We start from the raw sequence: 14,359 nt of genomic DNA on the forward strand, positions 1-14,359 counted from the left end.
AAACGCCCGGTTACATTTCGAACCCGGAAGCTAAGCCTTTCAGCGCCGATGGTACTGCAGGGGGGACCCTGTGGGAGAGTAGGACGCCGCCGAACTTTTCGTGAAAGTGGGAAGCCCCGCACCGTATGGTGCGGGGCTTTCTGCGTTGTATGCCGGGACGGGGGGAGTATTCCGATGACGCCGGCGGGCCGCCCACCGGTTATTTGGGTCGTTGTCCGGCGGTATCCGGACAGGGGACCCGCGGTGTGCCGTGCGGGAGCGGCCAGGTAAGGTCAGGGGGCATCGTCGGTACGTTCCCCACAGGAGGCCCCCGGGTGGAGGTCCAGGAGACGCGCGTCCAGACGGATCGTGTCCTCACCATCCCGAACATTCTGAGCATGGCTCGCCTCGTCGGCGTGCCGGTGTTCCTGTGGTTGATCCTGTGGAAGGAGTTCGGCGGCCCGGACACCAAGTACTGGGCACTGCTCGTCCTGGCGCTGAGCGGCGTCAGCGACTACCTCGACGGCAAGCTGGCCCGCCGCTGGAACCAGATCAGCAGCCTCGGCCGGATCCTCGACCCGGCCGCCGACCGGCTGTACATCCTCTCCACCCTCGTCGGCCTGACCTGGCGCGGAATCCTTCCGCTGTGGGTCACCGCGGCCCTGCTGGCGCGCGAACTGATGCTGCTGATCGCCGTCGCGGCTCTCGCCCGCCACAAGTACGGCCCTCCCCAGGTGAACTTCTTGGGGAAGGCGGCTACATTCAACTTGATGTACGCGTTCCCGTTGCTGCTGCTCAGCGACGGAGAAGGCTGGCTCCACACGCTCGCTGAGATTTTCGGATGGGCGTTCGCCGGATGGGGTACAGCACTGTATTGGTGGGCAGGGATCCTCTATGTGGTCCAGGTCCGCCGGCTCATCAAGGTGGACACCAAGGCCGACTGAACTCGCCGTAAGTTTTCGCACCCGGCCCGACCGGGTGCCGAAGACGGAGAACGGTAACTCTCCCGGACGGGCGAAGTCGGCAGGGCCGTCGTCTGTTTCGAGGAGGACGCTTCCGACATGAAGGCCGTTGTGATGGCCGGTGGTGAAGGCACTCGCCTTCGCCCCATGACGTCGAGTATGCCCAAGCCGCTGCTGCCCGTGGCCAACAGGCCGATCATGGAGCATGTGCTGCGGCTGTTGAAGCGGCATGGGCTCAGCGAGACCGTAGTGACCGTGCAATTCCTGGCGTCGCTCGTCCGGAACTACTTCGGTGACGGCGAAGAGCTCGGTATGGAGCTCACCTACGCCAACGAGGAAAAGCCGCTGGGGACCGCCGGCAGCGTGAAGAACGCCGAGGAGGCGCTCCGCGACGACGCTTTCCTCGTGATCTCCGGAGATGCGCTCACCGACTTCGATCTCACCGACCTGATCCGTTTCCACAAGGAGAAGGGCGCGCTCGTCACCGTCTGCCTCACGAGGGTCCCCAATCCTCTGGAATTCGGCATCACGATCGTCGACGAGGAAGGCAAGGTCGAACGTTTCCTGGAGAAGCCGACCTGGGGCCAGGTCTTCTCCGACACGGTGAACACGGGCATCTACGTCATGGAGCCCGAAGTCTTCGACTATGTGGAGCCCGACGTCCCGGTGGACTGGTCGGGTGACGTCTTCCCGCAGCTGATGAAGGAGGGCAAGCCGGTCTACGGCTATGTCGCCGAGGGCTACTGGGAGGACGTCGGCACCCACGAGAGCTATGTGAAGGCCCAGGCCGACGTGCTTGAGGGCAAGGTCGATGTGGACATCGACGGCTTCGAGATCTCGCCGGGCGTCTGGGTGGCCGAGGGCGCCGAGGTGCATCCGGACGCGGTACTGCGCGGTCCGCTGTACATCGGTGACTACGCCAAGGTGGAAGCCGGCGCGGAGCTGCGCGAGCACACCATCGTCGGGTCGAACGTCGTCGTCAAGAGCGGCGCCTTCCTGCACAAGGCCGTGGTGCACGACAACGTGTACATCGGCCAGCAGTGCAACCTGCGCGGCTGTGTGATCGGCAAGAACACCGACATCATGCGGGCGGCGCGGATCGAGGACGGAGCCGTTATCGGCGACGAGTGCCTCGTCGGTGAGGAATCGATTGTTCAGGGCAACGTCCGGGTCTACCCGTTCAAGACCATCGAGGCCGGTGCCTTCGTCAACACCTCGGTGATCTGGGAGTCCCGCGGCCAGGCGCACCTGTTCGGCGCGCGGGGCGTCTCCGGCATCCTGAACGTCGAGATCACTCCCGAGGTCGCGGTACGGCTCGCCGGCGCGTACGCCACGACCCTGAAGAAGGGCTCCACGGTCACCATCGCCCGTGACCACTCCCGGGGCGCGCGGGCGCTCAAGCGCGCGATGATCTCCGCGCTGCAGGCCAGCGCCATCGACGTACGGGACGTGGAGAACGTGCCGCTGCCCGTCGCCCGGCAGCAGACGGCCCGGGGCAGCGCCGGCGGCATCGTGGTCCGTACGACACCGGGCGTACCGGACTCCGTCGACATCATGTTCCTCGACGAGCGCGGCGCCGACCTCTCCCTGGCGGGCCAGCGCAAGCTGGACCGGGTCTACGCGCGCCAGGAGTACCGCCGGGCCTTCCCCGGCGAGATAGGCGACCTGCACTTCCCCTCCAGTGTCTACGACTCGTACACCGGGTCGCTGCTCAGGTCGCTGGACACCGAGGGCATCGGCGAGGCAGGCCTGAAGGTGGTCGTCGACGCCTCCAACGGCAGCGCCGGCCTGGTGCTGCCCAGCCTCCTGGGACGGCTCGGCGTCGACTCGCTGACCATCAACCCCGGCCTGGACGAGTCCCGGCCGACGGAGACCGCCGACGCCCGGCGCGCCGGGCTGGTGCGGCTCGGGGAGATCGTGGCCTCCGCGCGGGCGGCCTTCGGCGTGCGGTTCGACCCCGTCGGTGAGCGGCTGTCGCTGGTGGATGAGCGGGGCCGGATCATCGAGGACGACCGGGCGCTGCTGGTCATGCTCGACCTGGTGGCCGCCGAGCGGCGCAGCGGCCGGGTGGCGTTGCCGGTGACCACGACCCGTATCGCCGAGCAGGTGGCCGCGTACCACGGTACGCAGGTCGAGTGGACGACCACCTCGCCCGACGACCTGACCCGGGTGGGCCGCGCGGACGACACCATCTTCGGCGGCGACGGCCGCGGCGGATTCATCGTCCCGGAGTTCAGCAGCGTCTTCGACGGCGCGGCGGCGTTCGTACGGCTGATCGGGCTGGTGGCGCGTACCCAGCTCACGCTCAGTCAGATCGACGCGCGGATTCCGCGGGCGCATGTGCTCAGGCGGGACCTGGCGACGCCGTGGGCGGTCAAGGGCCTGGTGATGCGCCATGTGGTGGAGGCCGCCGGCGACCGGTCGGTGGACACGACCGACGGCGTGCGGGTGGTGGAGGCCGACGGGCGCTGGGTGCTGGTGCTGCCGGACCCGGCGGAGGCCGTCACCCATCTGTGGGCGGAGGGCCCGGACGACGCCTCGGCCCAGCAGCTGCTGGACGAGTGGTCGGCGGTGGTGGACAGCGCGGGCCGCTGATGCCCGGCGGGCGTCACCGCCTGCGCACCGCCCCGTGACCCCACCGGCGTCCGCGATTCGGCACGCCGGTGGGGCCATTGGGAGACTGCGGCGCCGACGTGCGACGATGTGCGGCATGTCGCAGCAGCGCCCCGATCGGAGCACCCCCCACCAGGCCTCGCGCCCCGACGCCTCGATGTCGCTGCTGACCAACGTCATGGACCACGCCCTGGACGACGGGTACGCGGAAGCGGCGGCGCGCAAGGCGGAGGCGGGGGTGCGGGGCCTGCCCCGTACCTTGCGGGCGAAGTTGGGGCTGGCGGCGGGCCTGGTGCTGGCCGCGGTGGTGGTGACGGTCGGCGCCGCCCAGGCGCGGATATCGGCGCCCACCCTGGCGAAGGAACGCGAAGAGCTGATCAACCGCATCGAGCACGGCACGGCCGACGCCGACGCGGTGCAGAAGCGGGTCGACGCGCTCCGCGACGACGTGGGCGCCATGCAGCGGGAGGCGCTGAAGAAGCACGGCGGCGACCGGGCCGAGCTGCTGGCGCTGCTGGCCGGTTCGACGCAGGTGACCGGGCCCGGGGTGAAGCTTGTCGTCGATGACGCCAAGTCGGCGCAGTCGGGTGGCGGCGGCCCCCGCGAGAGCAGTGGGTTCTCGGACACCGGGCGGCTGCGCGACCGTGATTTGCAGCGGGTCGTCAACGGCCTCTGGGCGTCCGGCGCCGAGGCGGTCTCCGTCAACGGGCAGCGGCTCACCTCCCTCTCGGCGATCAGAGCCGCGGGAGACGCCATACTGGTCGACAACAAACCGCTGGTGCCGCCGTACACGGTGCTGGCGGTGGGGGACGGGCAGAGGCTCGCGACCGCGTTCCAGGACAGTGCGGACGGTCAGTACTTGGACGTCCTGCGCAAGAACTACGGGATCCGTACCAAGATTTCCGCCGAGAACGAGGTCACGCTGCCGCCCGCGCCCAGTTTGATCGTACGTACAGCACAGCCGAAGGGCGGCGCCGCGGGTGGCGCCGACACAGGGAAGGGCACATCGTGATCGCCGTACTGGGCCTCATCGTGGGAGTCGTGGTCGGGCTGGTGGTCCGGCCGGTGGTGCCGACGGTGGTCGAGCCCTACCTGCCGATCGCTGTCGTCGCGGCGCTGGACGCCGTCTTCGGCGGTCTGCGCGCGATGCTGGACGGCATCTTCGACGACAAGGTCTTCGTCGTCTCGTTCCTGTCCAACGTGGTGGTCGCCGCGCTCATCGTCTTCCTCGGCGACAAGCTCGGCGTCGGCGCCCAACTGTCCACCGGTGTGGTCGTCGTACTGGGCATCCGCATCTTCTCCAACGCCGCGGCCATCCGCCGGCACGTCTTCAGGGCCTGATGCCGATGGCTACGGAGGAGAACCCCGAGCGGGACGGGACGGCGCCGGAACCGGGCCGGGCCCCGGAGCAGCCGCGCAAGGAGCGGTCCGAGGGGCCCGGGGGAGCGGACCGGCCGGCCGACCGGCGGCCGATGCCCCCGGAGAGCCGGTCGCGGCCCCCGCAGGACGGTGAGGGACACGCCGCGGACGAGGCGCCGGAGGCGGGTGCGGACCGGGCGGCGAAGCCCGCCGCGGGGGAGCCGGAGGTGACCGGGCGGCAGCGTCTGATGGCCGGTCTGTGGCCGCCGCGGCTGACCCGGGCTCAACTGATCGTCGCCCTGCTGCTGTTCATTCTCGGACTCGGCCTGGCAATTCAGGTACGTTCCACGAGTGACAACAGTGCACTACGGGGTGCGCGGCAGGAGGACCTGGTGCGCATCCTGGATGAATTGGACAACCGTTCGCAACGCCTGACGGATGAACAGCGCAGGCTGGAGGGCCAGAAGACCGAGCTGGAGAACAGCTCGGACCAGGCGGAGGAGGCCCGTAAGCAGACCGTGGAGAAGGAGCAGCAGCTCGGCGTGCTGGCGGGGACGGCGGCTGCCCAGGGGCCGGGCATCAACCTCACCATCAACGACCCGACGCACTCCGTCGAGGCGGACAAACTCCTGGACACCGTCCAGGAGTTGCGGGCGGCCGGTGCCGAGGCTATTCAGATCAACGACGTACGGGTCGTGGCCGATTCGTACCTGTCGGACGTCCGTGGCGGCGTGGAGGTGGACGGCAAACGCGTCACCCAGCCGTACCGTTTCAAGGTGATCGGCAAGCCCGAGGACCTGGAACCGGCGCTGAACATCCCTGGCGGTGTGGTGCAGACTTTGGAAAAGGAGCAGGCCACTGTGTCTGTGAGCCGTGACGAGAAGATCATCGTGGACGCCTTGCGGGAGGCGAAGCGGCCTGACTACGCTCGGTCGTCATCGCGGTGAGCCGGCGACGTAGGGGCACGTCCCGGGGCGGGCAAGAAGTAGCGGGGGGTCGGCGCACCGTACGGGTGGTGCGTGGTGGAAACTGTGTGAAGGCCACGGACGTTAACAGGATGTCCGGATCGGCCGGTGTGTGCATCGAGGGTTCGTCCTGCCCCACGGGCGGGTCTGTTTCGTTCAAGGGGAATCGCCCGTGAAGTTGTTTGCAAAGCTGTTCGGCAAGAGCGCACGCCAGGAGGGCGGCAGCGGCTCGGCGAAGCACCGTGCCCAGGGCCGTCCCGAGGAGAGCGGTGCCGGCGGGGAGCGTCCGCTCTTCCGCGACCAGGTGGGTGGCCCCGGGGCGCCGGGCGCCCATTCTGTTGACCCCTCCGTGCCCGGCCGCATAGGTTCCCAGGGACCGTCGGCCGCGAACACGGGTGGAGGGGTTGCCTTGCCGGTCTGTACGAGGTGCGGTCACCGCAACGCCGAGGCGAGCCGGTTCTGCTCCAACTGCGGAGCGCCGCTGCGCCCCGGAGCGCAGGCCGAGCGTGCCTCCGAGACGACCTCGACCATCTCCATCTCGGGTCTCGAGGCGTACGACGCGGAGACGACGGGCCAGACGCCCGTCCCGTCGCTGTCCCCCGAAGCCCAGGCGGCCGTCGAGGCACTGCCCATGGGCTCGGCCCTGCTGGTCGTGCGCCGGGGGCCGAACTCGGGCAGCCGCTTCCTGCTGGACGGCGACCTGACGACGGCCGGGCGTCACCCGCAGAGCGACATCTTCCTGGACGACGTGACGGTCTCGCGCCGCCACGTGGAGTTCCGCCGCGGTCAGGACGGCGGCTTCACCGTCGCCGACGTCGGCAGCCTGAACGGCACGTACGTCAACCGCGAGCGCATCGACTCGGTGCCGCTCGCCAACGGCGACGAGGTCCAGATCGGCAAGTTCCGGCTGGTCTTCTACGCGAGCCAGCGGGGCGTCGGCTTCTGACCGGCCAAGGAAGGCATATGCACCGCACTGCGCCGGGTGGTGCCGGGTCCGCCGGCACCACCTCGGACGGCAAGCTGATGAGCATCGGTACGGTGCTCAACGCGCTGCGCGACGAGTTTCCCGAGGTGACTATCTCCAAGATCCGTTTCTTGGAGGCCGAGGGGCTCGTCGAGCCGCGGCGCACCCCCTCCGGATACCGCAAGTTCACCGTGGACGACGTCGCCCGGCTGGCGGCCGTCCTGCGGATGCAGCGCGACCACTATCTTCCACTGAAAGTGATCCGCGAGCACCTGGACGCCGTCGCGCGGGGCGAACAGGTCCAGCTGCCGGCCCCCGCCGCGCCCGCGGGGGAGCTGTTCGCGGGACTGGGCGAGCCGGCCGAGGACCGGCCCACGGCCGCCCGTGTCGGCCGGGCGGAGCTGCTGGCCGCCGCGGAGGTCGAGGAGGCGGAGCTCGCCGACTGGGAGGCGTACGGGCTCATCGTTCCGGACGCCGACGGCGGGTACGACATCGAGGCCGTCACGGTCGCCAAGCTCGTCGCCGAACTGGGGCGATTCGGTCTGGAACCCCGCCATCTGAGGGCGGTCAAGGCGGCCGCCGAGCGGGAGGCCAACCTCGTCGAGCAGGTCGTGGCGCCGCTGCGCCGGCACCGCAACCCGCAGACCAGGCAGCATGCCGAGGCCACGGCCAGAGAGCTGGCCACACTGTCCGTGCGGCTGCACGCGGCACTGGTCCAGTCCGCCCTGCGCGTCCGGCTGACGTGAGCAATGGGTGGCCCGACTACCCAAACCGGTCGGGCACGTCCTAGGGTTGCTGTGTGAACGAGCTCGATGTCGTGGGTGTCCGGGTGGAAATGCCTTCCAACCAACCGATCGTGCTCCTACGGGAGGTAGGAGGCGACCGTTACCTGCCCATTTGGATCGGGCCGGGGGAGGCCACCGCCATCGCCTTCGCCCAGCAGGGGATGGCCCCTGCCAGGCCGCTGACGCACGACCTCTTCAAGGACGTGCTGGAAGCGGTGGGCCAGGAACTGACCCAGGTCCGCATCACGGACCTGCGCGAGGGGGTCTTCTATGCCGAGCTGGTCTTCGCCAGCGGTGTCGAGGTCAGCGCCCGTCCGTCCGACGCCATAGCGCTGGCGCTGCGCACCGGTACGCCGATCTACGGGACCGACGGGGTCCTCGACGACGCGGGCATCGCCATCCCGGACGAGCAGGAGGACGAGGTGGAGAAGTTCCGCGAGTTCCTCGACCAGATCTCGCCCGAGGACTTCGGCACCAACAGTCAGTGAGCCGGGTGCGCGGAGGGCTGTCTTCCGCGCATTCGAGTAGCCTTTCCCCGGCCGGGGGCACGAGAAACCACTCGCAGGGTGATTATCACTCGGCGTGGCGAGCGCGGCGATCGTTGACGCACCCCGAGTGACTGCATACCGTCGATAAGGCAGGTCCCGTCCGGGACGTGGAGGACGGAGGTCGGCGTGGCAATCACCGGCGACGGTACGGCGGCGGAAGGGGCGTTGCCGCTCCACCCCGGGGCTGTTGACCGCACCCCGGCACAGACTGCCGAGGTGCCGGGGGACCGCGGGGCGGAGTCCATCGGCTACCGCGGCCCGACGGCGTGCGCGGCCGCGGGGATCACCTACCGCCAGCTCGACTACTGGGCCCGTACGGGGCTCGTCGAGCCGAGCGTACGGCCCGCCTACGGGTCGGGCACCCAGCGGCTCTACAACTTCCGGGACGTCGTCGTCCTGAAGATCGTCAAGCGGCTGCTGGACACCGGGGTGTCCCTGCAGAACATCCGCACCGCCGTCCGGCACCTGCGTTCCCGCGGGCTGTCCGACCTGGCGAGGATGACCCTGATGAGCGACGGCGCGACGGTCTACGAATGCACCTCGCCCGATGAGGTGGTCGATCTGCTCCAGGGCGGGCAGGGCGTCTTCGGGATCGCCGTGGGCGTGGTGTGGCGCGACGTCGAGGGCGCCTTGTCGCAGCTCCACGGGGAGCGTGTGGACACCGGCGAGACGCTGGTCCGGCACAACCCGCACGACGAACTGGCGCGGCGGCGCAACCGGGCGGGCTGAGCGGCCGTACGGAGCGGGCGGCCTCGGCCGGGCTGTGAGGGCGGCGGCTGAGGTCCGGGTCCTGGCCGCCCGGCGTGGTGGCTGAGGTGTCGGGTCGGTGCCGTTCGGCGCGCTGCCTGACGTGTCGAGACCGGGCGCCGGCCGCCGCCGTACGCCCGGTACGGCGCCCTCCCGCGCCTCTGCCGCATCAGCAGCGCCCCACGCGCCCCACAACGCTCAACCAGCCCCAGAAGCCGCGCACGGCGCCTCTCAGGGCGCCCCAGGCCCCTTTCGCGGCACGGCCCGGCGGGGCCGGTCGGCGCGATTGTCAGTGGTGTGGGGGAGCATCAGTCATGTGAGACGTGCGCCGACGATCCTGCATCTGGACATGGATGCGTTCTTCGCGGCCGCCGAGCAGGCGGCCAAGCCGAGCCTGCGCGGAAGGCCCGTGGTGGTCGGCGGCATCGGCCCGCGCGGTGTGGTCTCCACGGCGTCGTACGAGGCCCGGGTCTTCGGGGTGCGCTCCGCCATGCCCACCGCCCAGGCCCGGCGCCTCTGCCCGAACGCGGCGTATCTGACGCCGCGCTTCACCCTGTACCGCCAGGTGAGCGACGTGGTGATGGAACTGCTCCACGAGCTGTCGCCGCTGGTGGAGCCGCTCAGCCTGGACGAGGCGTTCGTGGACCTGGAGGCGGGCGGCGTCGAGGCGGACACCGCGGTGGTGCGGGCGGTGGGGGAGCGGCTGCGGCGCGACATCCGGCGCCGGACGGGCCTGACCGGGTCGGTGGGGCTGGCCGGGGCCAAGATGCTGGCCAAGATCGCCTCAGAGCAGGCCAAGCCGGACGGCCTCGTGGTGATCGAGCCGGGCACGGAGCGGGAGCTGCTCGGCCCGATGACGGTGCGCACGCTGCCCGGCGTCGGTCCGGCCACGGCGGAGACGCTGCGCCGGGCGGGCATCCACACGGTCGCCGAGACGGCGGAGGCGGGTGAGGCGGAGCTCGTACGGCTGCTGGGCAGGGCGCACGGCGCCGGGCTGTACGCGATGGCGCTGGGGCGCGACGAGCGGCCCGTGGTGGCCGAGCGGGACGCGAAGTCCATATCGGTCGAGGACACCTTCGAGGTGGACCTGACGGACCGGACGCGGGTGCGGGCTGAGGTGACGCGGCTGGCGGACCGGTGCGTGCAGCGGCTGCGGGCGGCCGGGCGGTCGGGGCGGACCGTCGTGATCAAGGTGCGGAACTACGACTTCTCGACGCTGACCAGGTCGGAGACGCTGCGCGGGCCCACGGACGACCCGGGGGTGGTGCGGGAGGCCGCGGCCCGGCTGCTGGACCTGGTGGACACCACGGGCGGCGTACGGCTGCTGGGCGTGGGCGTGACCGGCCTCGCGGACTTCACGCAGGAGGACCTGTTCGCCCAGATGGCGACGGAGAAGGCCGCCGAGGAGGAGGCCGAGCGGGAGCGCCGGGCGGCCGACGAGGCCGCGCGGATGGCCGCCGACGAGCCCGAGCGGCCCCGGCGGTGGCTCCCGGGGCTCGACGTGATCCATGACGAACACGGCGCCGGGTGGGTGCAGGGCAGCGGTGTGGGCCGGGTGACCGTACGGTTCGAGCAGCCGTGGACCGGGCCCGGGCGGGTGCGCACATTTCCGGTCGACGATCCCGCGCTGCGGCCCGGCGAGCCGCTGCCGCTGGTGGGCGGTCCGCCGGACGGGGGAAGGGACGAGCCCGGGAGCCTTCCCGGTCCGGGCGCCCCGGACACCGTCCCTCAGTCCTCCGCGCCGGCCACCCGCCCGAACTCCGTGTCGGCCGGTGCGGCGTCCGAGCCGGGCACGGGATCGGGGGCCGGGATGTCCAGACGGTAGTGGTGGTAGAGCTGTAGTTCCTGCTCCGGCGAGAGGTGGCGGCCCACCCCGAAGTCCGGCGCATCCCGGATCAGCTTGCGGTCGTAGGGGACGTGCAGCGCCTCGTCGACCAGATCGCTGGGCTCCAGGGGCACGAAGGCGTCCCGGCTGAAGATCCCGGTGCGTACGGCCGCCCATTCCGGTTCACCGGTCGCGTCGTCCAGGTACACCTCGTCGACGGTGCCGATCTTGGTTCCGTTCTTGTCGAACGCCTTGCGGCCGATCAAGCTGCGGGGATCGATATCGGTCTGCACGGTCCCTCCAAGTGGTCGCAACTGCCTTGTGACAACTACCAAACGGCACAATTCATGCCCCGGCCACTCGAAGGAAGGCCCGTTCGACGCGCTGGTAGGCTGGCGAACGGCTGCAGACCCCATGCGGGAGAGTCCTTCGTCGATCATGGCGGAGGCGCCGAAGGAGCAACTCCTCCCCGGAATCTCTCAGGCTCACGTACCGCATGGACGAGGTCACTCTGGAAAGCAGGGCGGGCCACGGACGGGCACAGCGCCGGAAGCCCCTCCTCACCGACGGTGAAAGCCGGTGCCGCTCGCGGGGCCGGTGAAGCTCTCAGGTTGAGATGACAGAGGGGGAGGCCGTCCGGGCACCAGCGCCGTGGTGCCCCGCGTAGGTCGAAACGACCAGGAGGCCCCCGCAGATGACCACCAACCGCAGCTCCCTGACCGAGCTGGAACGAGGCACCCCGTTCGAGCAGCGGCACATCGGCCCCGGCCCGGAGGCCCAGGCCAAGATGCTCGCGCAGGTCGGGTTCGGATCGCTGGACGAACTGACCGCGGCCGCCGTACCGGACGTGATCAAGAGCGCGGAGGCGCTGGGCCTGCCCCAGGGCCGTACCGAGGCCGAGGTCCTGGCCGAGCTGCGGGCGCTCGCGGACCGCAACCAGGTGCTCGCTCCGATGATCGGTCTCGGTTACCACGGCACGTTCACCCCGCCGGTGATCCTGCGCAACGTGATGGAGAACCCCGCCTGGTACACGGCCTACACCCCGTACCAGCCCGAGATCTCCCAGGGCCGCCTCGAAGCGCTGCTCAATTTCCAGACCATGGTCGCCGACCTGACCGGACTGCCGACCTCCGGCGCCTCGCTGCTGGACGAGGGCACGGCCGCCGCCGAGGCGATGGCCCTCGCGCGGCGGGTGGGCAAGGTCAAACAGGGCGTCTTCCTGGTCGACGCCGACTGCCTGCCGCAGACCATCGCCGTGATCGAGACCCGCGCCGAGCCGACCGGCGTCGAGGTCGTGGTCGCCGACCTGTCCGAGGGCATCCCGGCCGAGGTGGCCGAGCGCGGTGTCTTCGGTGTGCTGCTCCAGTACCCCGGTGCCTCCGGCGCCGTACGGGACCCGCGTGCCGTCATCGAGCAGGCGCACGAACTGGGCGCGATCGTCACCGTCGCCGCCGACCTGCTGGCGCTGACGCTGCTGACCTCGCCGGGCGAGCTGGGCGCCGACATCGCCGTCGGCACCACGCAGCGGTTCGGCGTCCCGATGGGCTTCGGCGGCCCGCACGCCGGATTCATGGCCGTACGGGAGAAGTTCGCGCGCAGCCTGCCGGGCCGCCTGGTGGGCGTCTCGGTGGACGCCGACGGCAACAAGGCGTACCGACTCGCCCTCCAGACGCGTGAGCAGCACATCCGCCGGGAGAAGGCCACCAGCAACATCTGCACCGCGCAGGTACTGCTCGCCGTGATGGCCGGCATGTACGCGGTCTACCACGGCCCGGACGGCCTCGCGGCGATCGCGCGCCGTACCCACCGCTACGCCTCCATACTGGCGGAGGGCCTGCGCGCCGGCGGCGTCGAGGTCGTGCACGGCGCGTACTTCGACACGCTGACCGTACGGGTGCCGGGGCGGGCCGCCGAGGCCGTCGCCGCGGCCCGCGAGGCCGGGGTCAACCTGCGGCTGGTCGACGCCGACCTGGTGGGCGTCGCCTGCGACGAGACCACCGGGCGCGCGCAGGTGCACGCGGTGTGGAGCGCCTTCGGCGTGCAGGCCGACATCGAGCGGCTCGACGCTGCCGTGGCCGACGCGCTGCCGTCGGAACTGCTGCGCGGCGACGCGTACCTGACCCACCCAGTCTTCCACCAGCACCGTTCCGAGACCGCCATGCTGCGCTACCTGCGCCGGCTGTCGGACAAGGACTACGCGCTGGACCGCGGCATGATCCCGCTCGGCTCGTGCACCATGAAGCTGAACGCGACGACCGAGATGGAGCCGGTCACCTGGCCCGAGTTCGGGCAGCTGCACCCGTTCGCGCCGGTCGAGCAGGCGCAGGGCTACCTCACGCTCATCGCGGAACTGGAGGAACGTCTCGCCACCGTCACCGGCTACGACAAGGTCTCCATCCAGCCGAACGCCGGCTCGCAGGGCGAACTGGCCGGTCTGCTGGCCGTACGGGCGTACCACCGCGCCAACGGCGACGAGCAGCGCACCGTCTGCCTGATCCCGTCCTCCGCGCACGGCACCAACGCCGCCAGCGCCGTGATGGCCGGCATGAAGGTCGTCGTCGTCAAGACCGGCGAGGACGGCGAGGTGGACGCCGACGACCTGCGCGCCAAGATCGAGCAGTACCGGGACCAGCTCGCGGTGCTGATGGTGACCTACCCGTCCACGCACGGCGTGTTCGAGGAGCACATCACGCAGATCTGCGCGGCGGTGCACGACGCGGGCGGCCAGGTGTACGTGGACGGCGCCAACCTCAACGCGCTGGTCGGCCTCGCCGAGCCCGGCACGTTCGGCGGCGACGTCTCGCACCTGAACCTGCACAAGACCTTCTGCATCCCGCACGGCGGCGGCGGTCCCGGCGTCGGCCCGGTCGGTGTCCGCGCCCATCTGGCACCGTACCTGCCCAACCACCCGCTGCAGCCCACCGCGGGCCCGGAGACGGGTGTGGGCCCCATCTCCGCGGCGCCGTGGGGCTCCGCGGGCATCCTGCCCATCTCCTGGGCGTACGTCCGGCTGATGGGCGGCGCGGGCCTCAAGCGCGCCACCCAGGTCGCGGTGCTCGGCGCCAACTACATCGCCAAGCGCCTGGAGCCGCACTACCCGGTGCTCTACACCGGACCCGGCGGCCTGGTCGCGCACGAGTGCATCATCGACGTACGGCCGCTGACCAAGGCGACCGGTGTGAGCATCGACGATGTCGCCAAGCGGCTGATCGACTACGGCTTCCACGCGCCGACGATGTCCTTCCCGGTGGCCGGCACGCTGATGATCGAGCCGACCGAGAGCGAGGACCTGCACGAGCTGGACCGCTTCTGCGACGCGATGATCGCGATCCGCGCGGAGATCGAGAAGGTCGGCTCGGGGGAGTGGGACAAGGACGACAACCCGCTGCGCAACGCCCCGCACACCGCGGCGGCGCTCAGCGGCGAGTGGGCGCACCCGTACACCCGTGAGGAGGCGGTCTTCCCGGCCGGCGCCGAGGCGGCGGAGAAGTACTGGCCGCCGGTGCGCCGTATCGACGGTGCGTTCGGCGACCGCAACCTTGTGTGCTCCTGCCCGCCGCTGGAGGAGTACGACGGCTGATCCGCCGTCCGCGCGCACCGCTCGCGGCCGCG

Annotated in this window: 12 protein-coding genes, 1 rRNA gene and 1 riboswitch; of the genes, 12 read left to right on the forward strand and 1 reads right to left on the reverse strand. The window is 70.6% G+C overall.

All coding sequences use genetic code 11. The features are described from left to right. The 11 genes from rrf to ACZ4Z1_RS32660 all read left to right on the forward strand — a co-directional run. Positions 1-95, forward strand: a 5S ribosomal RNA gene (gene rrf, locus ACZ4Z1_RS32610); the annotation flags it as partial. Positions 96-314: 219 nt separating this feature from the next. Beyond that, complete coding sequence (locus tag ACZ4Z1_RS32615; protein ID WP_468490274.1) at positions 315-923, forward strand: CDP-alcohol phosphatidyltransferase family protein; 609 nt, start codon at positions 315-317, stop codon at positions 921-923. Positions 924-1,040: 117 nt separating this feature from the next. Beyond that, a complete protein-coding gene (locus ACZ4Z1_RS32620) occupies positions 1,041-3,536 on the forward strand; it encodes a sugar phosphate nucleotidyltransferase (RefSeq protein ID WP_468490275.1) in 2,496 nt (831 codons plus the stop codon). A gap of 115 nt (positions 3,537-3,651) precedes the next feature. Next, positions 3,652-4,566 carry a DUF881 domain-containing protein gene (locus ACZ4Z1_RS32625; protein ID WP_468490276.1) on the forward strand — a complete coding sequence of 305 codons (915 nt, stop codon included), beginning with the start codon at positions 3,652-3,654 and terminating at the stop codon, positions 4,564-4,566. Further along, on the forward strand, positions 4,563-4,895 hold the full coding sequence (locus ACZ4Z1_RS32630) for a small basic family protein (protein ID WP_003984969.1): 333 nt from the start codon (positions 4,563-4,565) through the stop codon (positions 4,893-4,895). The genes ACZ4Z1_RS32625 and ACZ4Z1_RS32630 overlap by 4 nt, the downstream gene beginning before the upstream one ends. Positions 4,896-4,900: 5 nt before the next feature. Beyond that, a complete protein-coding gene (locus ACZ4Z1_RS32635; protein WP_468490277.1) occupies positions 4,901-5,860 on the forward strand; it encodes a DUF881 domain-containing protein in 960 nt (319 codons plus the stop codon). A 190-nt stretch (positions 5,861-6,050) separates the two neighbouring features. Then, on the forward strand, positions 6,051-6,824 hold the full coding sequence (locus tag ACZ4Z1_RS32640) for an FHA domain-containing protein (protein WP_468490278.1): 774 nt from the start codon (positions 6,051-6,053) through the stop codon (positions 6,822-6,824). A gap of 17 nt (positions 6,825-6,841) precedes the next feature. Further along, the gene (ftsR, locus tag ACZ4Z1_RS32645; protein ID WP_468490279.1) at positions 6,842-7,588 is read left to right on the forward strand and encodes a transcriptional regulator FtsR; all 747 of its coding nucleotides are present in this window, start codon (positions 6,842-6,844) and stop codon (positions 7,586-7,588) included. Between the two features lie 53 nt (positions 7,589-7,641). Beyond that, complete coding sequence (locus ACZ4Z1_RS32650) at positions 7,642-8,115, forward strand: bifunctional nuclease family protein (protein WP_003984965.1); 474 nt, start codon at positions 7,642-7,644, stop codon at positions 8,113-8,115. Positions 8,116-8,301: 186 nt separating this feature from the next. After that, positions 8,302-8,904, forward strand: coding sequence for a MerR family transcriptional regulator (locus ACZ4Z1_RS32655; protein WP_468490280.1), 603 nt, complete (start codon positions 8,302-8,304; stop codon positions 8,902-8,904). 334 nt (positions 8,905-9,238) lie between these two features. After that, complete coding sequence (locus ACZ4Z1_RS32660; RefSeq protein ID WP_468490281.1) at positions 9,239-10,747, forward strand: DNA polymerase IV; 1,509 nt, start codon at positions 9,239-9,241, stop codon at positions 10,745-10,747. Here the strand turns inward: ACZ4Z1_RS32660 and ACZ4Z1_RS32665 are convergent. Then, a complete protein-coding gene (locus ACZ4Z1_RS32665; protein ID WP_030019932.1) occupies positions 10,651-11,040 on the reverse strand; it encodes a PRC-barrel domain-containing protein in 390 nt (129 codons plus the stop codon). The two genes, ACZ4Z1_RS32660 and ACZ4Z1_RS32665, sit on opposite strands and share 97 nt — an antisense overlap. A gap of 114 nt (positions 11,041-11,154) precedes the next feature. After that, a riboswitch (glycine riboswitch) is annotated at positions 11,155-11,252 on the forward strand. A 189-nt stretch (positions 11,253-11,441) separates the two neighbouring features. Here ACZ4Z1_RS32665 and gcvP point away from each other — a divergent pair. Further along, a complete protein-coding gene (gcvP, locus tag ACZ4Z1_RS32670) occupies positions 11,442-14,327 on the forward strand; it encodes an aminomethyl-transferring glycine dehydrogenase (protein ID WP_468490282.1) in 2,886 nt (961 codons plus the stop codon). Positions 14,328-14,359: the final 32 nt, after the last annotated feature.

It is taken from the genome of Streptomyces sp. NPDC030165 (genome assembly GCF_055573595.1).